Annotated in this window: 20 protein-coding genes; 9 read left to right on the top strand and 11 right to left on the bottom strand. The window is 69.3% G+C overall.

Annotated elements, in window-relative coordinates:
* Positions 1-21: 21 nt before the first annotated feature.
* From KBX00_RS24710 to KBX00_RS24700, 3 genes are all read right to left on the bottom strand, one after another.
* Positions 22-1839 (bottom strand): carbohydrate-binding domain-containing protein, encoded by a 1818-nt coding sequence (locus KBX00_RS24710; RefSeq protein WP_210830451.1) that lies wholly within the window; start codon positions 1837-1839, stop codon positions 22-24.
* Positions 1840-2063: 224 nt separating this feature from the next.
* Positions 2064-2435 (bottom strand): helix-turn-helix transcriptional regulator, encoded by a 372-nt coding sequence (locus KBX00_RS24705; RefSeq protein WP_210830450.1) that lies wholly within the window; start codon positions 2433-2435, stop codon positions 2064-2066.
* Between the two features lie 49 nt (positions 2436-2484).
* Positions 2485-3495, bottom strand: coding sequence for an NAD(P)-dependent alcohol dehydrogenase (locus tag KBX00_RS24700; protein ID WP_210830449.1), 1011 nt, complete (start codon positions 3493-3495; stop codon positions 2485-2487).
* A gap of 200 nt (positions 3496-3695) precedes the next feature.
* Here KBX00_RS24700 and KBX00_RS24695 point away from each other — a divergent pair, with 200 nt between their 5' ends.
* Together KBX00_RS24695 and KBX00_RS24690 are read left to right on the top strand one after the other, a co-directional pair.
* Positions 3696-4877 carry a sensor histidine kinase gene (locus KBX00_RS24695; protein ID WP_210830448.1) on the top strand — a complete coding sequence of 394 codons (1182 nt, stop codon included), beginning with the start codon at positions 3696-3698 and terminating at the stop codon, positions 4875-4877.
* Positions 4874-5539 carry a response regulator transcription factor gene (locus KBX00_RS24690; RefSeq protein WP_210830447.1) on the top strand — a complete coding sequence of 222 codons (666 nt, stop codon included), beginning with the start codon at positions 4874-4876 and terminating at the stop codon, positions 5537-5539. The genes KBX00_RS24695 and KBX00_RS24690 overlap by 4 nt, the downstream gene beginning before the upstream one ends.
* 99 nt (positions 5540-5638) lie before the next feature.
* Here the strand turns inward: KBX00_RS24690 and KBX00_RS24685 are convergent, their stop codons facing one another.
* The 8 genes from KBX00_RS24685 to KBX00_RS24650 all read right to left on the bottom strand — a co-directional run bounded on the left by KBX00_RS24685 (position 5639) and on the right by KBX00_RS24650 (position 13632).
* Positions 5639-6862 carry a cellulose binding domain-containing protein gene (locus tag KBX00_RS24685; RefSeq protein ID WP_210830446.1) on the bottom strand — a complete coding sequence of 408 codons (1224 nt, stop codon included), beginning with the start codon at positions 6860-6862 and terminating at the stop codon, positions 5639-5641.
* Positions 6863-7047: 185 nt separating this feature from the next.
* Entirely contained in the window at positions 7048-8055 is a 1008-nt protein-coding gene (locus tag KBX00_RS24680; RefSeq protein ID WP_210830445.1) for a PaaX family transcriptional regulator C-terminal domain-containing protein, read from the bottom strand.
* Positions 8056-8133: 78 nt separating this feature from the next.
* Positions 8134-8913 (bottom strand): SDR family oxidoreductase, encoded by a 780-nt coding sequence (locus KBX00_RS24675; RefSeq protein ID WP_210830444.1) that lies wholly within the window; start codon positions 8911-8913, stop codon positions 8134-8136.
* Between the two features lie 36 nt (positions 8914-8949).
* The gene (locus KBX00_RS24670; protein WP_210830443.1) at positions 8950-10737 is read right to left on the bottom strand and encodes a glycoside hydrolase family 15 protein; all 1788 of its coding nucleotides are present in this window, start codon (positions 10735-10737) and stop codon (positions 8950-8952) included.
* A 48-nt stretch (positions 10738-10785) separates the two neighbouring features.
* The gene (locus KBX00_RS24665) at positions 10786-10980 is read right to left on the bottom strand and encodes a hypothetical protein (RefSeq protein WP_210830442.1); all 195 of its coding nucleotides are present in this window, start codon (positions 10978-10980) and stop codon (positions 10786-10788) included.
* Between the two features lie 197 nt (positions 10981-11177).
* Positions 11178-11729, bottom strand: coding sequence for a hypothetical protein (locus KBX00_RS24660; RefSeq protein WP_210830441.1), 552 nt, complete (start codon positions 11727-11729; stop codon positions 11178-11180).
* A 123-nt stretch (positions 11730-11852) separates the two neighbouring features.
* A complete protein-coding gene (locus KBX00_RS24655; protein WP_210830440.1) occupies positions 11853-12749 on the bottom strand; it encodes a hypothetical protein in 897 nt (298 codons plus the stop codon).
* 172 nt (positions 12750-12921) lie between these two features.
* Positions 12922-13632 (bottom strand): alpha/beta fold hydrolase, encoded by a 711-nt coding sequence (locus tag KBX00_RS24650; RefSeq protein ID WP_210830439.1) that lies wholly within the window; start codon positions 13630-13632, stop codon positions 12922-12924.
* Between the two features lie 179 nt (positions 13633-13811).
* Between KBX00_RS24650 and lpxA the strand changes: the two genes are divergently transcribed.
* The 7 genes from lpxA to KBX00_RS24615 all read left to right on the top strand — a co-directional run bounded on the left by lpxA (position 13812) and on the right by KBX00_RS24615 (position 21800).
* Entirely contained in the window at positions 13812-14588 is a 777-nt protein-coding gene (gene lpxA / locus KBX00_RS24645; RefSeq protein WP_210830438.1) for an acyl-ACP--UDP-N-acetylglucosamine O-acyltransferase, read from the top strand.
* A complete protein-coding gene (locus tag KBX00_RS24640; protein WP_210830437.1) occupies positions 14585-15604 on the top strand; it encodes a UDP-3-O-(3-hydroxymyristoyl)glucosamine N-acyltransferase in 1020 nt (339 codons plus the stop codon). The genes lpxA and KBX00_RS24640 overlap by 4 nt, the downstream gene beginning before the upstream one ends.
* Positions 15601-16392: a UDP-3-O-acyl-N-acetylglucosamine deacetylase gene (locus KBX00_RS24635; protein ID WP_210830436.1), complete on the top strand. Its 792-nt coding sequence runs from the start codon at positions 15601-15603 to the stop codon at positions 16390-16392. The genes KBX00_RS24640 and KBX00_RS24635 overlap by 4 nt, the downstream gene beginning before the upstream one ends.
* Before the next feature lie 154 nt (positions 16393-16546).
* Positions 16547-17107 (top strand): TetR/AcrR family transcriptional regulator, encoded by a 561-nt coding sequence (locus KBX00_RS24630; RefSeq protein ID WP_210830435.1) that lies wholly within the window; start codon positions 16547-16549, stop codon positions 17105-17107.
* 68 nt (positions 17108-17175) lie between these two features.
* Positions 17176-18210 (top strand): NAD(P)-dependent oxidoreductase, encoded by a 1035-nt coding sequence (locus KBX00_RS24625; protein WP_210830434.1) that lies wholly within the window; start codon positions 17176-17178, stop codon positions 18208-18210.
* Between the two features lie 25 nt (positions 18211-18235).
* On the top strand, positions 18236-18769 hold the full coding sequence (locus tag KBX00_RS24620; RefSeq protein ID WP_210830433.1) for a peroxiredoxin-like family protein: 534 nt from the start codon (positions 18236-18238) through the stop codon (positions 18767-18769).
* A gap of 550 nt (positions 18770-19319) precedes the next feature.
* A complete protein-coding gene (locus tag KBX00_RS24615; protein ID WP_301548554.1) occupies positions 19320-21800 on the top strand; it encodes a non-reducing end alpha-L-arabinofuranosidase family hydrolase in 2481 nt (826 codons plus the stop codon).
* Positions 21801-21874 lie beyond the last annotated feature (74 nt).

Below are 21874 nucleotides of genomic sequence, written 5' to 3'. Positions count from 1 at the left end.
TTGTCGAGCGGTGGGGTCCGATCAGGTCGCGGTGCAGCTCAGGGTCGGAGCGGTGTTGTTGCCGTTCCAGCTGCCGAGGAACCCGAAGGTGGCGCTGGCGCCGGCGCCGAGTGAGCCGTTGAAGGAGACGTTCGTCGCCGTCACCGCCGAGCCACTGGCGCTGATGGTCGCGTTCCACACCTGGCTGATCGCCTGGCCGTTGGCGAAGGTCCAGGTCACCCGCCAACCATTTATCGCGGACGAGCCCGCGGTGACCCGCACCTCACCCTGGAAGCCACCCTGCCACTGGCCGACGACGCTGTAGGCCGCCGTACATCCGCCAGCGCTCGGCGGCGGGGTCGTCGGGTTCGGCGGCGGCGTGGTCGGGTTGGGGGGCGGGGTGGTGGGCGGCGGAGTGGTGGGCGGCGGCCAGCCCGGGCCGCCGGGCGGCCAGCCGACCAGGCCGCCGCGGTACTGCCCGGCGGTGGCGGTCATCAGTCGGGTGGCTCCCGCGATGCTGCCACCGGTGGTGGCCATGCCGCCAATCGTCGTGCCGGAGAGGCTGCCGCCCAGGTAGACCTCATAGGTCTGCCCGTGCTGGATCCGGCTGGAGGAGAAGACCACCTCGCGGAAGTTCTTGGGGGCGCGATAGGAGGCGAGCACCTGGCCGCCGGAGACCAGGTGGAGCAGGGTGCCGGCCGGCTGGCTGCTGGACAGTTGGGGAGCAACCCAACCCTGGCCGGAGGTCGGCGGCAGGCTCAGCACCGCCATCGATGTCGACCCCGCCCCGAGCATCGTGCCGCCGGTGAAGTAGACGGGGCCGTTCGAGTCGATCGCGCCCTCACCGGGGCTGCCGGTGCTCGGCCCGCTGACCACGACCGTGCCCGCCGCGAAGGTCACCGAGCCGTTGGAGTCGATGCCGTCGATGCTGGAGTTGACCAGGGTGGTGCCGCCGGTGAACCGGACGAACGCGTTCGGCGCCACGTCGAAGTCGCCGTACCCGTCCTCGACCGCGTTTATCGCGTCGTCGCGCGCGGTCACGTTCACGGTGCCGCCACTGATGGTCACCTGCCTACTCTCGATCGCCTCGTAGGAGTTGGTGACGGTGACGGTGCCGCCGGAGATGGCGACGGTGTTCTCGCCCTTGATGGCGTCGTCGCCGGCGTTCACCCGCACGGTGCCGTTCGTGATGGCGAGTCGGCCACGGTCCGCCTCGGTGTCGTCGGACTTGATGCCGTCGCCGCCGGCGGTCACGTCGAGGCTTCCCCCGGTGATGTCGAGGAAGTCCTTGCCCCGGACACCATCGTCGACCGCGTTCACCGTGATCGTGCCCGACTCGATGACGAGGCCGTCCTTGCTGGTGATGCCGTCGTACGCGTTGCCCCGTACGGCCAGCGCGCCGGTTCCGTTGATCCGCAGGTCCGCCTTGCTGAACAGGGCGGCGTTCGGCTCGTCGGTGCTCGGGTCCGGATAGACGTAGCGGGTCGCGTCGGAGAGCCGGCTGGTGGTGCCGGCGGCGAGTGTGATCACGACCTCGTCGGCGTCGGCCACCTGCAGCGGTGCGTTGCTGGAGTTGGTGATGGTGGCGCCGTTGAGAATCAGATTCACGGCACCCGAGGCGGCGGTGTCGACGCTCAGATAGCCGTCGTTGAGGGTGCCGCTGATCTCGTAGGTGCCCGGCGCGGTGATCGTCACGGCCCGCCCGGCGATGGTGACGTCAGTGCTGGGACTGGTGGCGCTGGCGCCGGTTAGGGTGATGGGTACGGTCGCCTGCGCGGTGGCCGGTGTCCCCAGCGGGCCGGCGATCAAGGCGATCGCGAGCCCGACGGGCACAGTGGCTCTCAGCGGGATGCGTTTCATGGCTCTGTCCTGACTCGGATGGATGGGACGGGATCCACGCTTCGACAATTATAGATGAACGTCGATGAATTTCCGGTGAATCGCCCACCATGTGGCCACCACATCCGATGTCGGCCGCGAACGCCGACGGACCGATGGCCACGAGAACGGCCATCGGTTCGGTGACGTCGTGCAGGCCAGGTGCCGGGTCGGCCGGCACAGGTGCCGGCCGACGACCGTCCCGGTCAGCGGCTCTTCTTCGCCGCTCGCTTGCGCGGTGGCGTCAACAGGTCGGCGATCGCGGCGATCGCGGACGGCACCAGGCGGTAGTACGCCCAGACGCCACGCTTGTCCCGCTCGAGCAGACCGGCCTCGGTGAGGATCCGAAGGTGATGACTCACCGTCGGCTGGGAGAGTCCGAGCGGCGCGGTGAGGTCACTCACGGACGCCTCCCCGGTCGGCGACGACTGGATCAGACTGAGCAGTCGCAGCCGGGCCGGGTCGGCGAATGCCTTCAGCACTCCCGCTAGCCGCTCGGCATCGGCAGGTTTGATCGGCTCGCCGGTGAGGGGCGAGATGGCGGGCGTCGTAGTCTTCGCAGTTCCCACGTCTTGCATCGTTGCAGCAACGACACCGATAGGTGGTGAAACGAGGGCTGTATCACCGTCAGTGGTTGGGCAGCACGCGCACGACGACCTTGGCGCGGGCGTGCTCGGTCTCGACGTACCGGATCGCGTCCGGCACCTCGTCCAGCCGGTAGGTCCGGTCGACGACCGGAGTCAACCTGCCGGACTCGGCCAGTTCCCGCAGCGTCGCGAGGTGCCCCCGACCAGCGGCCGCGAACGGCGCGACGATGCGCTGCCGGACGAGACGCCCTACCAGCGGCCCCCGGATCAGCAGGCTCATCGGCCCGAGGAGGCTGCCGCCGGTGAACACGCCTCCTCCGGACAGCACGAGCGATCCGTCCGGAGTGAGGATCCGCCGGAGACCGGTCAACGAGCGGTTGCCCACCAGGTCGAGCAGCACGTCGTAACGGCGTCCGGCACGGACCGCGTCGGTACGGGTGAAGTCCTCCCGGGTGTAGTCGACGACATGATCCGCGCCGAGCGAGCGGACCAGTTCGACGTTGCGGGTCCGGCACACCGCGGTCACCTGCGCGCCGTACGCCTTGGCCAACTGCACCGCGAAGGTGCCCACCCCGCCGGACGCCCCGTTGATCAGGACGTGCTGTCCGGCCTGGAGTTCAGCGCCGTCGCGTAGGCAGACCAGTGCGGTGGTGGCGGCCAGCGGGATCGCCGCCGCCTGTTCGAAGCTCAGATTCGCCGGTTTCGCCTCGACCAGCTTCTCGGGCACGCACACGTACTCGGCGAACGCACCCCCGGCGGGACCGGCCTCGCCGTACACCTCGTCGCCGGGCCGGAAGCGGGTCACCGCGCGGCCGACCGCCTCGACCCGGCCGGCGAAGTCCTGACCCCGGACCGTCGCGGCGGGCCGGCGTAGCCCGAACGTCAGTCGGGCCAGGTATGGGTCGCCCCGCATGGCGTGCCAGTCGTACGCGTTCACCGAGCTTGCCCGTACCCGGACCAGCACCTCGTCGTCGCCGGGTGCCGGGACGTCGACCTCACGCAGCCGCAGCACCTCGGGGGAGCCGTACCGGTCCTGCACGATCGCCTTCATCAGGGAACTCCTCGTCGTGAGATGTCGCTTGCTCTGCGACAGAGCCTGCCGGTCGTGCCCGGGCGGCGCGTCGGCGCGACGGCGGCACCGCGGCTACTCCCCGGGCGGCAGCGGCAGGAGCTGGCTACTCCGCCGGAGGTACGCCGGGTTGCTCCCGTCCGGGCTGCCGCAGGCGACCCCGGTCGGCCTACAGTGCGGGCATGAGCGGGTCGAGCTCCGGTGCCGAACTGGCGTCGCCCGGCGGGCGGCCGGCACCTCGGCCCGGGCCGGGGCTGGCGGTGCTGACCGCGATCGCGCAGCCCGTCGGCACCGCGGTGCTCGCCGGTTGGCAGCACGCCAGCGTCGGAATCATCGGGTACGTGCTACTGGCGTTCAGCGGGCTGGCCCTTGCCGACCGGCACCGGTTCCCGAGGCGGAATTTCCTGATCGTGATCGCCGCGACCCTGACGTACCACCTGCTGGACCGGCCGGTCGGGGTCACCTGGCTGGCGCCGATGATCGGCGCGGCGGTCGCGATGGCCGCCGGCCACCGGTGGCTGGTGGCGACGGCGATCGCCGGGTCGTTCGCCACCTGGGTGCTGGTCAGCGGCGCCGCCCTGAGCCAGGCCCTGGCGGCGTTGGCGCTGATCGCCGGTGCCGGACTGGTCACCGAGATCGGCATCCTGGTCGCCGCCAGGGTCCGCGACGGCATCGCGGAGCAGCGGCGGCTCTCCGAGGAACGGCAACGCCGCCGGGCCAGCGAGCAACGGCTGCTGATCGCCGCCGAACTGCACGACGTACTCGGCCACCACCTGTCGCTGATCAACATGCGGGCCGGGGTCGGTCTGCACCTGATGGACCGCGACCCGGAACAGGCGCGGGCGGCGCTCGACGCGATCGCGCAGTCCAGCGCGGAGGCGCTGCGCGAGGTCCAGGCGGTGCTGAACACGCTCTACCCGGCCGGCGAGACCGCGCCGCGCGCCCCCGCGCCGGGGCTGGACCGGCTGACCGAGCTGACCGAGGACGCCGCACTTCCGACCCGGACCGTGATCGACGGGACGACCCGGCCGTTGCCCGCTGCGGTGGATCGAGCCGCGTACCGGATCGTGCAGGAGGCGCTCACCAACATCCGCCGGCATGCCGGGCCCGGTGCCGCCGCCACCGTCACCATCGGGTATCGGCAGGAGGCGTTGGTCGTCGAGGTCGACGACGATGGTGGCGGCACGCGGCCGCCGGATCCGGGTCCTGCTCCACGGGCGGGGAACGGCATCACGGGGATGCGGGAGCGAGCCGCCGCGTTGGGCGGCGAACTGACCGCCGGCCCGGCGCCGGACGGCGGCGGCTGGCGGGTACGCGCCACCCTGCCGCTGGGCAGCGACGAGACACGGGAGGCGACAGCGTGATCCGGGTACTGCTCGTCGATGACCAGGTGCTGGTCCGGGCGGGCTTTCGCGCGCTGTTGGACAGCGAGCCGGACATCACCGTCGTCGGCGAGGCGGGCGACGGTGCACAGGCGGTCCGGCTGGCCCGGCAGACCGTTCCCGACGTGGTCCTGATGGACATCCGGATGCCCGGTGTGGACGGGTTGGCCGCCACCCGGCAGATCACCGCCGACCCCGAGCTGTCCGGGGTGCGGATCGTCGTGCTCACCACGTTCGAGTTGGACGAGTACGTCGGTGAGGCGTTGCGCGCGGGTGCCGCCGGGTTCCTGGTGAAGAACACCCGACCGGCCGAGCTGATCCAGGGGGTGCGGGTGGTGGCGGCCGGCGACGGGCTGCTGTCGCCTAGTGTGACGCGGCGGGTGATCGAACGGTTCGCCGCCGGTACCGCCACGCCGGCCGCGCCCCGGCGGTTGGCCGAGCTGACCGAGCGGGAGCGGGAGGTGGTGGCGCTGGTCGGCACCGGGTTGTCCAACGACGAGATCGCCGCGCGGCTGGTGGTCAGTCCAGCCACCGCCAAGACGCACGTGTCCCGGGCGATGGTCAAGCTCGGCGCCCGGGACCGCGCCCAGTTGGTGGTGTTCGCGTACGAGGCCGGCCTGGTCCGTCCCGGCTGGCTGCCCTGACTTCAAACCCCGGTGCGCTGCGCGCACGCCGGGGTCGAGCCCCTGGACGGGCCGACCCGGCGTCGGCCCGTCCAGGGGTCTGTCCCGTCGGATCTGGGCTCAGATGCCCGTGCAGGTGACGGTGGCTCCGCCACCGTTGCCGGCGCCCTGGAACCCGAAACTGGTGGTCTGACCGGCGGCCAGCCGTCCGTTGTAGCTCTGGTTCGTCACGGTGACGGTGCCGCTGGTACCGCTGTTCACACCGTTCCACATCGAGCTGACCGAGGCTCCGTTCGGCAGGTTGAGGGTGACCCGCCAGCCGGTGAGTGCGGTGCTTCCCGCCGTGACGCTGACGTTGGCGACGAATCCACTGTTCCACTGGTCCTGCACCGCGTAGGCGGCCGTGCAGGCGGGGGTCCCGCTGGGCGGGGTGGTCGGTGGAGTGGTGGGCGGGGTGGTCGGAGAGGTGGTGGGCGGCGGCGTGGTGGGCGGCGGGTCGCCGTCGAGGGTCAGGTTCTTCTGCTGGACACTCCACTGGCTGCGGCACAGGCCACAGTCGGTGCCGACGAAGTTGGTGCCGGCGGTGGTGTCGCCCTTCAGCCGCCATTTGAGGTAGAGCACCGCCACCCGGCCGAACTCGCCCCCGTTGGGTTGGTCGTAGGTGCCGCCGTGCCCGACGTTCAGGTTGCCCATGAAGGCGGGCAGCCCGGCCGGCAGCTTGCCCCAGTCGTCGATGGCGTTCGGATAGGCGATGTCGCTGGGCCCGCCGATGAAGTACGCGATCGGCTTGGTCAGTCTCCGGAGTTGGTAGTCGTCGGCGTCATTCAACAAGCCGCTGCTGAAGATGCCGGTCGTGGTGACGCGCGGGTCGTTCGAGACGGCGTATGCCTCCAGGCCGCCGCAGGAGAAGCCCGCCACGGCGACCTTGGACGTGTCGAGTTTGCCGTAGTACTTGCTGCCCTGCCGGGAGTTCTCCGCGACGGCCCAGTCGATCGACTGGGTGAGCATCTGGGCGCTGGTGGAGCCGGACCCGTTCGGGGCGCCGTTGGCGATGGCGAGGAACCCGTGGGAGGCGATCTCGCGGAGGAAGTTGCCCTGCGACAGGCCATTGGCCGAGCAGCCACCATTGCCCCAGACGAGGATGGGCAGGCGCTCGGCCGGGAGCGTCTGGGGCCGGAAGATGGTGTGATTGGCCAGGCTGGCCGAGGTCTCGTAGTCGGCGGGATAAGGGCCGGAACCACCGATCGCGGCACCGGCCGGTGACGCACCGAGCGTCACGATCACGGCAGTGGCCGGGACGATCGCGGCCACCAGGGCCGCGTAGATCTTCGATCTCCTGCTCATGGACCCTCCAGGATTCGGGACGGCGCTCCCTGCGGTGGCGGTGGCGGTGGTTCATTCGCACCCCGACCACGGCGGCCGACACTGGCCACGGGTCAGGTCGATGCGGCGGACCGCCCGGCCGCGGTCCCCACAGGCGATCCGATGGGAGCTGTGTGCAGTTACTATCACTCTCGCAACGATAAGTGTCAATGCGGGGCCGGGCCGCTCGGACCCCGACCGCGGTCAGCCGACCCGGGGGTGGTTGCCGCAATTCCGCCGGTCGGCTCCGGCCGTGCGGGATCGTTCGAAGCCTGGAAGTGTGTGATCCACGAGGCGGCGCCCGGCCAGTACGGTGTCGCCACCTGGACCAGACGCGTCTGGGCCAGCGCACCGAGCGCGGAGTGGATGTCCAGGAAGGTCTCTCTGGCCCGCTGACGAGGCCAGTTTCCTGGCAGCAGATGGTGCGGCAGATCAGGGTCGATGTCGGGGAACCTGCGCCAGGAGTCCATCGCGGAGGTGCGGGCGACCAGCGCCCTGGCCGCGTCGACCTCGCCATTGCGGGCGGCCACCCGCAACTCCGCGTACCGCTCGATGAAGGCCGAGTAGGCGGACGCGAGGGCGGTCAGGTCGTACGCGGAGGCCGGGCCGTGCGGCCCGGACTCCTCGTCGAAGCGCACGTGCATGACCGACCACCGGGCACCCTCGACCCGGCCCAACAGCTCGCCCAGCATCTCCCTGGCCGGCGCGGCGTCGGATCCCGGCCGGATCCACACGCTGTCGTAGAGACCGACGAATCGCAATGCACTCAACGACTTGCGCACCGCATGACGGGACGCCTGGCCAGAGCTCGGGATCGAGAAGGACACCATCACCCATGCACCGGTCCACTGCGGCGGACGGGCACCGAAGTTCAGGAAATGTTGCATCCGGGAGCGGTGCTTGGCGATCGCCTGGGACGTGAGGTGGTAGACCGGCGGCCGTCCGTTCCCGCGCGTCGCGATGAGACCACGCTTGACCAGCCGGGACAACGCCGCACGAGCACTGGATTCACTCACGCCGAACTCACCCAGCATCGCGATGACCGCCATCGACGGCAGATCGGCATCCGAAGAATCGAGATACTCGCCGAGCAGGGTCGTCAGCAGGTGCTGCGGGCTGGACCCGGCCTGGGCCCGGGGAATTCGGATGTCCTCGGCGGGCGGTTGGGCGTTCACCTCATCAGATTGCCTCACCCGTCTGGGTCACGAGGCCCTCGGGCGATGCGCGCCGTCCGGAGGGACGGGCCACGACCGCTACGCGCCCTGGCCCTGATTCTGCATCAGTCCGCCGTCCATGAAGTACGTCGATCCGGTGACGTAGTCGGCGTCGTCGCTGGCCAGGAAGACCGCGAGCTTGGCGATCTCCTCCGGCTGCGCGGCCCGCTTCCACGGGATCGACTGCACCTGCTCCGCCAGGAACTTCGGGTCGTCGATCGCCTGCTGGTTGAATGGGGTGAGCACCATCCCCGGCCCGATGTTGTTGACGTTCATGTGCATCGGTGCGACCTCCAGGGCGATGCTCTTGGCGAGTTCGAGCATGCCGCCCTTGCTGGCGTCGTAGTCGGACCCTCCGGCCCGGGCAACCTCCTGGTGGACGGAGGTGATGTTGATTATCTTGCCGTGTCCGCCCTGGTCGCGGCGGTGCCGGATGAAGCGCCGACAGCAGAAGAACATCCCGTACAGGTTGGTCCGGATCGCCCGGTCCCAGGTCTCGGTGTCCAGGTCAGCCACTGGAATGCCGGAAGCGTCCACACCCGCGTCGTTCATCAGGATGTCCAGCCGGTCGAACTCCGCCAGGGCCTCGTCGAACATCGCCTCGACCTGGTGCTCGACGCTGATGTCGCCCTGCACCACAACGGCCCGCCGCCCGGCCTTCTCGATCTCGGCCTTCGTGTGATTCGCGCCCGCATGATCGTGCAGGTAGTGCACCACCACGTCGGCTCCCTCCCGGCCGAACTCGATCGCGGTGGCTTGCCCGATGCCCGAGTCCGATCCGGTGATCAGCGCAGTTCTGCCTACCAGTCGTCCGGCCATGATGGGACGCTCCCTTCGTCGATGTCGGATCGCGGCCTACCCGCTCGCCGCAGCCGTAACCTGGTCGATGACCCAGGCGGCGTTGATGAGGCCGATGTGGGAGAGCGCCTGGGGGAAGTTCCCGATCTGGCTGCCGTCGCGGCAGTCGATCTCCTCCGCCAGCAGGCCGAGATCGTTTGCCCGCGCGGTGACGCCTTCGAAGATGTGTCTGGCCTCGTCGATCCGCCCGGCCAGGGCCAGCGCCTCGACCAGCCAGTACGAGCAGGTGATGAAGGCGCCCTCGTCGCCCGCGCCCGTCCAGCGCTGCATCAGACCATCGCGGGTCAGGTCGCGTTCGATGACCCGGATAGTGGAGACGACCCGGTCGTCGTCCCCGGGCAGGAACCCGAGGATCGGCATTCCGAGCACCGCGGCGTCGAGGTGGTCGGAGCCGAACGCGCCGGTGAACGCCCCGCTCGACGCATTCCAACCCTCGTCGAGGATCGCCGCTCGGACCTCCTCCCTGGCCTTCGACCATCGGGGGACCTGTTCCTCGGCGTTGAGTGCCGGCGCCAGCTTGGCGGCCCGGTCCAGGGCCACCCAGCACGCCAGCTTCGAGGTCAGGTAGTGCCGCTGGCCCTCCCGTCCCTCCCAGATGCCGGCATCGGGCTCCCGCCACGAGTCGGCGGCCCGGTCGGCAAGCGATCGCAGCAGGTACGCCGTATCCGGCGGCAGGTCCACCAGCTGGTCCCGCAGGACCCACGCGCTCTCCAGCACCTCGCCGAAGACATCGAGTTGCTTCTGCTGCCACGCGTCGTTGCCGCTGCGTACCGGGCGGCTGCCCCGATAGCCCTCAAGGTGCGAAAGCGTGTGCTCGGTCAGGTCGCGCTCACCGGCCGCACCCAACATGATCGGCACGTGGTCCTCGGCGGTCACCGAGCCCACCGAGGCGGCCATCCAGTCGAAGAACCTGCGCGCCTCGTCCGGGCAGGCGGCAACCCAGAGTGCCTTGAGGGTGAAACTGCCGTCGCGGAGCCAGGCGAACCGGTAGTCCCAGTTCGCTGTGCCACCGACCTTCTCCGGCAGCGAGGTGGTGGCCGCCGCGACCACCGCGCCGGTCGGCTGATAGGTCAGTGCCTGCAGGACCAGGGCGCTGCGCCGGACCTCTTCCCGGTAAGGCCCCTGGTAGCCCTGGTGGATGCGATCCCAGGACTCCCAACCGGCGATGGTGTCGCGCACTGCGGCGCGTCCGTCCAGCAGCACGGTCTGCGGGTCAGCGGCCCGGCGGTGGTGCAGCGCGAAAACCGCGCTGTCGCCCTCGGCAAGGGTGAATCGTCCGGTGACAAGTCCGCCGTCGCAGGCAAGATGCCGATCGCTGGTCAGGACCAGCCGGTCGGCGCCTCCGGACATTTCGACCCCCAGTGGCGTTTCGGCGACCGTGGGGCTGATCAGCCCGTACTCCGGCCGGGCCACCACCTCGACGGCCACGTCCACAACGCCGGAAACGACCTCCACCTGGCGGATCAGGACGTGCGGGGAGGTGAAACCGATCCCGTGACCGCGTTCTCCGACCCCGAGGCTGAGCGCGTCCGTCAGACGCAGTACGCCGTCCTGGGTGTGAAACTCCGTGCGGAGCACCATCGTCCCGTCGAGGTAGTGACGGGTGGTCGTGTACGGCGCGAGTGGCCGGATCGACCAGTAGCCGCCCGTGGTGCCGAGCAGCCGCGCGAAAACGCTCGGTGCGTCGAATCTGGGCGCACACCACCAGTCAACGGACCCGTCCGAGGAGACCAACGCGGCCCCCTGACAGTCGCCGAGGAGTGCGTAGTCGCTGATCGCAGCCACGCCCGGGCGTACCCGCGCCAGCGCGCCCTACTCCCCCTCCGACCGGCTTCAGCGAGGGCGCCGAGGACGCTCACCCAGGTCCGTCGTGCGCCGCTGCGCCGACGTGGGGCCGGTCGCGAAGGGATCGCGGAGCCGCCGCATCGCCTCCTCGCTCCCGTCGACACTCGGGCCCGAACCGTCGGGTTCGTCGAGGGTGGGTACGGCGAGAAACAACGCCGAACCGTCAATGCCGTTCGATGCCATGCAAATCCTTCGAAAGAAGCGGAGCGCATTGAGGCGCAAGATGAACCGCCAGGCAACACCGTGCAGTCCGGGGCTCGTCGAAGCCAGACTGCGGCATCCCGGTCACGGGCAAGTGCCTGACCCGACAGTACCCGCCGTTGGCGTCCGAGGTGAGCCTGGCCGGGTCCGGAGCGCTGTCCGCCCACCTCCGGGCCCGGTCAGCGCCGGCCGAGTGCCGACTCCAGGCGCTGGATGAGTGTTTTGCGACCCTTCCCTGCGCGTTCTTCGCGTAGTGCCGCCCTGAGCTGGCCGGTGTCGAGGTCCCGGACGTGTCGGGCCGCCTCGGCGACCGGCAGATCGGTGAGCGACCCGGGCGACACGGCGTTCCGACGGGCGCGCTTGGCCGCAGGGGTGTTGGCGACGTACTGCTTGCCGGACCTGGATGCGTTCCGCTTCTTGGCGTCGGTCGCCTGCCGCTGCTCGGCGGAAAGCTGGTTCCACGCCTGATCGGGCAGGTAGCGCTCGGTTTCGCCGGCGTGTCGCGCCCGGGTGCCGCCCTGCCTGGTCCGCCATTTCTGGTCGCCCCACTGCTGCAGCGACTTCTGGCGGTCGTCCTTCGGCCCCTGGTAGCCGCCGCCGCGCTTCTGGTACTCCTTGGTGAGCAGCTGTGACTTGCGCGCCGACCACTGCCCCGGTCTGCCGCCCCGGTCGGACGCCTTGATCTCTTCCTTGAGCTGTTCCCGCAGTTCGGGCTTCGTGTACCGCGCCATGGGCGCTGGGTACCCGCGGGCATGCCCGGTAGTCGCCGGAGTCAGGATGATCGGCACCAGGCTCCGGACGAGTCCGCCCGAGCGCAGCCGCGCCTCGGGCGGACTCCCGGAAGTGCTACCCCGTTACTGGCCGTAGGCCTTTTCGGTCCAGCCCAGCGAACCGATCGGACCGCCCTTGATGTCCGAGCCGTCGCTGTCGGTCTTTTTGGCGTCGAAGTGTACCGAGACCGACCCGTTGCCCTTGATCCCGAGCAGCGGCCGACCGTTGGGGTGCTCCGAGCAGTAGCCCGTGCTGAGGCTGGTGAAGGGCGCCCAACCAACCGACCGCAGGACCTTCGAGCTGATCGTCGTCGGGGTGGCCCGGTTGATGCGCCACTCCTTCAGCTGTCCGTTGTTCTTGGTGCCGATCAGGACGTCCACGGCGGCGTTGCCCGTGCCGCCGCTGCGCTCGTAGACAAGGGTGTTTACGGTGTCCCAGCCGGTGGTGGTGAGCTGCACCGGCGCCGAGAGGGTGAACTCACCATCCACGTAGCTCTCGGTGTAGCGGTAGAGCGACGTGCCCGCCACCCGGTAGAGGTACGGCGACGCCGACGCCAGGATGCGGGTATTGGCGAACCCGCTCTTGAAGCGGGTGGCGCTCTTCTCCGTGATCCGCCACTCGCCGTCGATCAGCTCACCCTGGCGTCGCACCAGGTAGAGCCAGCCGTCGGTCGGGTGGACGGCGTACTCGCTGCTGCGGAAGATGGTGTCGTCACCAGCCGCGCCGAGCTGCTGGTGCGCCAACGGCACCCAGCCGAGGACGTCGTCGGTGTAGGCCCTGGTGCTGGTCTCGCCGCCCGAGTAGCCGTAGCTGAGACGCTGCCCGTCGGAGCGGTACGCCGCAGTGAAGGCACTACAGTCCGCCGGGACGTCGCTGGACGCCGCGTTCGCCGGCCGGGCTGACCCGACGACTCCGGCCACGGCGAGGCCGGTCGCGAGCACGGTCAACGCCGTCGCGGCAGCCGCGATGGATTTAGGCATGTGGGACAGATCCTCCAGATGGTGCGCCGCATCGCGGGCACTCGGATAGGAAATCCGGACCGCCGAACCATACGGCGACACCCGCACAATCCCCGCACATCTGGAGTACACGGCCCCTGCACCGCCCGTTGCTACGGTGACCCGCCGGCAGGAACACAGCCGCAACGGCGACTCACGACGCTCGGACGGCCTCGATAATCGTCTCGGCGACCTCGCTCGGTTGGGCAACCGCCATCGCGTGCGAGCCGCCGACGAGTTCTCGCTGACCCCGCGGATCCGCGCGCTCGGCCATGAACCGATGCGCCGCGACCGGAATGTTCCGGTCCGCGTCCCCGAATATGAACCAGCTGGGCAACGACCGCCAGGCCGGGGCGCCGGAGAGCTCGTCACCCAGGGCCCGTTCGGTGATCGGCCGCTGGGTCCGCGCCATCAGCGCGGCAAGGTCGGACGGCACGTCGGCGGCGAACTGCGCGTGGTAGGCGTCCTGGCCGATCGCCACCTCGTTGCCGCCGGTGGACAGCGGGTACTGCACCAGCGTGTCAGCGAGCGTGCTGCCAGGGAATTTTCCGGACAGCGACAACGCCGACTCCCCGGTTTCCGGGGCGAAGGCGTTCACGTACACCAGTGCTCGCACCGATGACTCGTCGGCCGCAGCCTGCGTGATCACCATGCCACCGTACGAGTGGCCGACGAGCACGACCGGCCCGCCGATCCCGCGTATCACGTCTCGCACGTACGCCGCGTCGCCCGCGACGTCCCGCAGCGGATTGGCGGCGGCAACCACGTCGTACGCGGGGGCCAACCGCTCGATCACACCGTTCCAGCTCGCCGACTCGGCGAACGCGCCATGTACGAGGACGATGGTGGCCTGCGAATCGGGCATGACGGGCACTCCCTTGCTCCGTGACGTTTCGCACCGCCGTTCTCGGCGGTCCGGCTGCATACCCGCCACGCGAGGGTGAAACCGGCCGGGAGTGGGTGGTTCAGAGTGCGCGCGAGCCGGACCTCTGCCGTAATGCGGCACGGATTGAACTGCCGGTGATCACGACCGTACTATGTGGCGTGTCCTCGCCAGACATTCACTCCACCGCCGTGGTTTTGCCGGGCGCGGTACTCGCCGGGACGGTGGTGATCGGGCCGTACGCCATCGTCGAGGACGGCGCGGTTCTCGGCGACGGCGCAGTGGTGGGCGCACACGCCGTGGTACATGGTTCCGCCACCCTCCGGCCCGGCGTACGGATCGGCGTACACGCGGTCATCGGCGGCGATCCACAGGACCTGAAGTTCAGCCCGCAGATGCCGACCAGGGTGGAGATCGGCGAGCGGACGGTGATCCGCGAGTTCGCCACCGTGCATCGGTCCACCTGCGAGACGCCGACCCGGGTGGGACGCAACTGCCTGCTCATGGGCGGCATCCACGTCGGGCACGACTGCCGCATCGGTGACCGGGTCGTACTGGCCCAAACCTCGACACTCGGTGGGCATGTCACGGTCGACGACGACGCCATCATCGGCGGCATGACCGGGGTGCATCAACACGTCCGGATCGGCCGGCTGGCCATGGTCGGCGCCATGGCCAAGGTCACCCGAGATGTCCTGCCGTACATGCTGGTAGACGGCGCACCGGCGGTTCACTGGTGGGTGAACGAGGTGGGATTGAACCGGCACGGAGTGCCGCCAGCGGAGCGGGTGGCACTCCGGGAGGCGCTTCGCGCGTTACGGCGCGGCGGCGATCTCGACGGCAGCGCCGGTGGTGCCGTGCGTGATCTGCTGGCCTTTGTCGCCGGCCCCTCGCCACGGGGACTCGCTGGCTTCGGTAGACGGGGTGCAACGACATGACGGGGGTCGGGATGGACTGGTCGCTGGGCGAGTTGGGCCGGATGTTCGGTGGCGAGATCGCCGGCGATCCGGATCGAAGGTTCCGGCTGGTTTCGATCGACACCGTTGATCCGGACGGCATCGCCCTCTGTGAGAACCAGGGCTATCTCGCCCGTTCGGGCGGCGTCGGCGCCCTGCTGCTTCCGATGCATCTCAGCGGCGACGACCGGCCACACATCCGGGTTCCGGACCCGCGCCGGGCTTTCCGCAGGTTGCTCGCCGAGTCGGAACGACCGCTGCCGCTGCGTGCCGGCATCCACCCGACCGCGGTCGTCGACGATGCTGCCGACGTTCATCCCAGCGCCTCGATCGGGGCGTACGCAGTGGTGGAGGCCGGTGCGGTCATCGGACCGGAGGTCCGGGTGTTCCCGTTCTGCTACGTTGGCGACGGTTGCCGGATCGGCGAACAGAGTGTCGTCTACCCACACGCCGTGCTGCTACGGAACGTGCTGGTCGGCGTCCGGTGCCGGATCCATCCGGGTGCCGTGCTGGGCGCCGAGGGGTTCGGGTTCGAACGCGACGACGCCGGCTGGCATCGAGTGCCACACGTCGGCTTCGTCCGCCTCGGTGACGACGTCGAGGTTCGTGCCCTGGCTTCGGTCGAGCGCGCCACCTGCGGGACCACCGAGATCGGCGACGGGAGCAAGATCGGCAACTTGGTACAGGTCGGCCACAACGCTCAGGTCGGCAGTCACACGGTTCTTGCGCCGATGTCCGGCGTCGGCGGTAGCTCCACCCTCGCGCCGGGCACGGTACTCGGCGGGCAGGCAGGGGTCGGCGACCACGTCGAGGTGTCCTCCGGCGTCCAACTCGCGGCCGCTTCGTGCACCACTCGTGACATCCGCCGGGCCGGCGTCTACGCCGGCAGTCCTGCCCGGCCGCTCGCTCAGCAACACCGCCTCGACGCGACCGCACCCTACCTGCCCGCCATCCTGGACCGCCTGCGCCGGCTGGAGAACGACCGGGAAGCGGAGTGACGGTACGCCGGACGGTCGCGCGGACGGTGGCCATCGAGGGTCGCGGCCTGCACTCGGGCCAACCCGTATGCGCTCGGATCACGCCGGGTGCCGACGGCATTGCCTTCACTTTTCGTGGTCGGCGGGTCACGGCCCACCCGGACAACGTCACCGGCACCGATCGCCGTACCCGGCTCGGCGAGGTGTCCACGATCGAGCATCTGATGGCGGCATTCGCCGGCTGCGGGGTCACCGATGCGGAGGTGAGCCTCTCGGCCCCCGAACTGCCCGGCCGCGACGGCAGCGCCCGGGATTTCGTGTACGCGCTCGACGAAGTCGGCTACCAGGTCATCCACGGTCTCGAGGCCCGGACGCTGACCGCGCCGTTGTCCCTCCACACTGGCCCGTCCACGATCTCGGTGCGGCCCGGCACCGGCATCTGGACCTGCACGTTCGACCTCGGCTCGCGCTGGCCCGGGTGCCAGACGGTCACCGTCGACCTCGCCGGGGCGTTCCGCACCGAGGTGGCCCCGGCGCGGACCGTCGTGCTGGGCGAAGAGGTCGATGCGGCGTGGTCCCGCGGTCTGGGTCGCGGGCTCGGCCCGGGTGACGTGCTCGTGATCGGGTTGGCCGGATATCTCGGCAAACCGCGATTCCCGGACGAGCCCGCTCGGCACAAGCTGCTCGACCTCATCGGTGACCTGTGGCTGGCCGGCGTGCCGATCACCGGAATGGATGTGACCGCTCGGCGCAGCGGGCACACGGCGAACGTCGAGGTGGCCCGCCGGATCACCGACACCTTCCGGTGACCGACTGCCGCGAATCGTCGTCTTTGCACCGCCTACATCACATCACATCGCCTCGCTCTGCTCATCGATCGTTGCCTCGGATTCGTTGCCCGACTTGCTTGACCACCTCTCCTCCACTCAGTAAGTTAGCTAACTAACTGAAGAGGGAGAAACAGTGCACCACCAACCCGACAAACGCAGCCGGCTGATCGAAGCCGCCGTCCGGCTCGTGCACGAGCAGGGATTCGCCCGGACCACGCTCGCGGATATCGCCGGCGCGGCCGGGGTGCCCCTGGGCAACGTCTACTACTACTTCAAGACCAAGGAGGCCATCGGCGAAGCCCTCGTCGCTGAACACGCCGGGCACTACGCCGTCCTGCTTCAGCAGTGGAATCAGGCCGGTGACGCACGGTCACGGCTTGTGTCATTCGTGCAGATGACCGCCGACAACCGCGCGGTGCTGGCCCGCAGCGGCTGCCCGGTCGGCACCCTCTGTGCCGAGTTGCACAAGGCCGGCGGTCCCCTCGCCGAGCGGACCGGGGCCATCTTCACCGAGCTGCTGAGTTGGCTGGAGGAGCAGTTCCGTGCCCTCGGTCGCGGTGCCGACGCCGCCGGCCTGGCCCTGCACCTGCTGTCCGCGTTGCAGGGCGTGTCACTGATCGCCCACAGCCTCGGCAACCCCGATCACGTAGACCGGGAGACCTCCAGGCTCACCGACTGGCTCCAAACCCTGTAGTCAGCCACCCCGCCACAGCAAGGAGCAGCCGTGACCGTCTTCCTGCCCGACCCGACCGGGGCGGCAGCATGAGCCGCCAGGCGCGTGTGACGCGAGTTCTGGTCACCGGTGCCACCGGGTTCCTCGGCCGCAACATTCTCGCCGCGTTGGCCGCGCGACCCGACGTCACCCTCATCGCCGCCTGTCGTACGCCCGAGCGGCTTCCCGCAGACTTCAGCGGCGAGACCCGGGTCGGCGACCTGCGCGATCCCGAATATCGCAAGACGGTCGTCGACGCCGTCGACGTCGTCTGCCACGCCGGTACCTGGGGCGCCTTCTGGGGCCACGGCGACCTGGAGCGCCGCCAGTTCTTCGAGCCCAATCGAGACCTTGTCGATCATGCGATCGACCGGGGCGTCCGCCGCTTCATCCAGACCAGCACGATCGCGATCGCCGCGCGCCCCGCCAACGGCGGACCCATCGGAGACTTCTCCCCGACCCGCCACACCCGCTTCTGGCCCCACCTCGACCGGCTCATCGACATCGACGACCACATGCGCCGACGCAGCGACGGCCGCACTCAGATGGTCACCATGCGCCTCGGGCACTTCGTCGGCGCCGGCAACACCCTCGGCATGGTGCCGGCCCTCGTACCCCGGCTACGTACCCGTCTCGTGCCCTGGCTCGCCGGCGGACGCGCCCGTCTCCCACTCGTCGGCGGCAGCGACCTGGGCGAGGCGTTCGCGCTCGCCGCGACGGCCCACGGGCTCGACGACTACGAGTCGTTCAACATCTGTGGCCCTTCCTCGCCCACCGCCCGCGAAGTCATCGAGTTCATCGCCGACCAGACCGGCTCGCCGCGCCCCTGGTTCAGCGTCCCGTACACCGCCGGCTACGCCTTCGCCTGGCTGATGGAGAAGCTGCACCCCGTCCTACCCGGCTCCGAACCCTTCCTGACCCGCTCACTGGTACACGTCTCCGAAGACTGGGACTGCCGCACCGACCACGCCGCCCGCAAACTCGGCTACGCCCCGCGCGAGGACTGGCGGGACGCCGTCCGCGAGTCCCTCGCCGAAGCCGGGGCCGCCGGTTACCCCTGGCCCCGCCTCGCCCAACCCGTGTAAGCGACGAAGGAGACGACACACCGCCATGCCGAAGATCGACAATGGACAGGTCGTCGACCTACTCGATCTCGCCACCATCATCGGACAGCGGGTGCGGATTCCCGACCCGGAGCGGCTGGTCCATCTGCAGTTCCGTCGCTTCGCCGGCTGTCCAATCTGCAACCTGCACCTGCGCTCCATCACCCGGCGACATGACGACATCGTCGCCGCTGGCATCCGCGAGGTCGCCGTGTTCCACTCCACCGCCGTCGACATGCATCAGTACCAGAGCGACCTGCCCTTCGACGCCGTCGCCGATCCAGATCGCCGCCTCTACGCCCGCTTCGGCGTCGACGCCTCACCATGGGCTGTGCTGCACCCACGCACCTGGCTCGCTGCCCTGCGCGGTGTGGCCGCTGGCAGTGCCGCACGCCCCGCGCACGGCGAGACCGCTCTCGGCTTGCCCGCCGACTTCCTCATCGACACCGATGGCCGCGTTCTCGCCCACAAGTACGGCCACCACGCCGATGATCAATGGAGCGTCGACGACCTTCTCCGCCTCGCCCACCACGGCTGGTAACGGATGTCGTAGAACCCAGCCGGAGGGGCACCCGCAAGCTACTGCGGGTGCCCCTCCAACGCGTGGTTTCACCTGAACCCGCGTGATCCGACGAGCTGGCCGGGACGGGCGGGCATGCCCTGATTCGCCCAGGTGCGCCGACCGTCGAGACCGAGCGCCAGCCGAAAAACTATCGGACGACGTCCGAAACTACCGGTTGAAAACCATGGATTTATCTGCCAGCCTGAAACCCATCGATCGTTGTGATCGTTAACATCACTTCCAGTCTCTGGAGGCGCCGCACCCCGAGCACCAGCCCCCACCACGCTCCCGGGTCACCCCGTCCACCACCACCTCAACGCCGCAACCACCTTCCGGCGGGCGACCTGGCCACTCATCGCAACCCTCCACCTGCTGGTCAGTGGCCGGAGCCGCCTTCCCACCGGGAGTGCCAGATGTGAGTTCCGCACCGGTCGGCGGGCTCAGCATCGTCGCGCTCCGCCCGACCCCGAGCGGAACCTCCCATCGCACAGCTACAGCGTTTGTCCTATCCCATCATTGGAGGACCAGCATGATCCCCCGGACCCGTCCCTCCGGGCGTCGACTTCGAACGCTCTCCGTCTCCGGAACCGCCGCGATAGTTGCGGCCCTCGTCGTGTCGTTACTGCCCAGTCTCGCGCAAGCCGCCGAGACCACTCTCGCGGCGGCTGCCGGTCAGTCCGGCCGGTACTTCGGTGCCGCGGTGGCGGCGAACAAGCTCAACGACTCGACATACGTCGGCATCCTCAACCGTGAGTTCAACTCGGTCACGGCCGAGAACGAGATGAAGATCGACGCGCTCGAGCCGCAGCAGAACAACTTCACGTTCGGCAACGCGGACCGGATCGTCAACCACGCCCTGTCCCGGGGCTGGAAGGTGCGCGGTCACACCCTGGCCTGGCACTCCCAGCAGCCCGGCTGGATGCAGCAGATGGAAGGCACGGCGCTGCGCAACGCCATGCTCAACCACGTCACCCGGGTCGCGACCTACTACCGCGGCAAGATCGACTCGTGGGACGTGGTGAACGAGGCGTTCGACGACGGCAACAGCGGCGCGCGCCGCAACTCGAACCTGCAGCGCACCGGTAACGACTGGATCGAGGCCGCGTTCCGGGCCGCCCGCGCCGCCGACCCGGGCGCCAAGCTCTGCTACAACGACTACAACACCGACAACTGGACCTGGGCCAAGACCCAGGCCGTCTACCGGATGGTGCAGGACTTCAAGCAGCGCGGCGTGCCGATCGACTGCGTCGGGTTCCAGTCGCACTTCAACGCCCAGTCGGCGTACAACAGCAACTACCGCACCACGCTGTCCAGCTTCGCCGCGCTCGGCGTGGACGTGCAGATCACCGAGCTGGACATCGAAGGCTCCGGCAGCCAACAGGCCAACACCTACCGCAACGTGGTCCAGGACTGCCTCGCGGTGCCCCGCTGCAACGGCATCACCGTCTGGGGCATCCGGGACAGCGACTCGTGGCGCTCCTACGGCACCCCGCTGCTGTTCGACAACAACGGCAACAAGAAGCAGGCGTACACGGCCACCCTGGACGCGCTGAACAGCGCCGACCCCGGGCCCACCCCCACGCCCACCACGCCGGGTCCCACGCCCACCACGCCGGGTCCCACCCCCACCACGCCGCCGCCCTCCGGCTCCGCCAACGAGATCGTCGGCACTCAGTCCGGCCGCTGCATCGACGTACCCAACGCCTCCCGCGACAACGGCACCCGGGTCCAGCTCTACGACTGCAACAAGCAGACCAACCAGTCCTGGACCTACGACACCTCGAACAAGCAACTCCGGGTGTACGGCGACATGTGCCTGGACGCCGGTGGCTCCGGCAACGGCGCCGCCATCCAGATCTACACCTGCCACAGCGGCACCAACCAGCAGTGGAACGTCAACTCCAACGGCACCATCAGCGGCGTGCAGTCCGGCCGATGCCTGGACGTCTGGAGCACCTCCAACGGTGCCCAGGTTCAGCTGTACGACTGCCATGGACAGACCAACCAGCAATTCCGGCTGGTTTCCCTCGGCGGTCCCACCACCCCGCCGACCACGACCCCGCCGACCACCACGCCACCGACCACGCCGCCGCCGACCGGTAACTGCAATCTGCCGTCGTCGTACCGGTGGTCGTCGACGGGTGCGCTGGCGCAGCCGCGGTCGGGTTGGGTGTCGTTGAAGGACTTCACGCACGCGCCGTACAACGGCCAGCACCTGGTCTACGGCACCACCCACGACACCGGCACCACCTGGGGTTCGATGAACTTCGGGCTGTTCTCGAACTGGAACCAGATGGGTTCGGCCAGCCAGAACCAGATGCCGTTCGCAGCGGTCGCGCCGTCGTTGTTCTACTTCGCGCCGCGTAACGTCTGGGTGTTGGCCTACCAGTGGGGTGGGCCGGCCTTCTCCTACCGCACCTCGACCGACCCGACGAACGTCAACAGCTGGTCGGCGCACCAGACCCTGTTCACCGGGTCGATCTCCAACTCGAACACCGGCCCGATCGACCAGGCGCTCATCGGTGACGACCAGAACATGTACCTGTTCTTCGCCGGCGACAACGGCCGCATCTACCGGGCCAGCATGCCGATCGGGAACTTCCCCGGCAGCTTCGGCTCGAACTACACCACGATCATGACCGACTCCACGAACAACCTGTTCGAAGGCGTCCAGGTCTACAAGCTCCAGGGCCAGCAGCGGTACCTGATGATCGTCGAGGCGATCGGCTCACAGGGCCGCTACTTCCGCTCCTTCACCGCCACCAGCCTGGGCGGCAGCTGGACCCCGCAGGCCACCAGTGAGAGCAACCCGTTCGCCGGCAAGGCCAACAGCGGCGCCACCTGGACCAACGACATCAGCCACGGCGAGTTGATCCGGACCAACGCCGACCAGACCATGACCATCGACCCCTGCAACCTGCAAATGCTCTACCAGGGCCGTTCACCCAACTCCGGCGGCGACTACGGCCTCCTGCCGTACCGCCCGGGAGTACTGACCCTGCAACGCTGACGGCGTGCAGATCCGGCTCGGGCACAGCCGGAGCGGGCGGGCTCGGCGCAACCCGAGCCCGCCCATCTCTCACA

Origin of the sequence: Micromonospora sp. C95, from assembly GCF_018070465.1 — a bacterium.
Classification (GTDB): domain Bacteria; phylum Actinomycetota; class Actinomycetes; order Mycobacteriales; family Micromonosporaceae; genus Micromonospora.
This window is presented reverse-complemented; position numbering and strand designations above follow the sequence as displayed.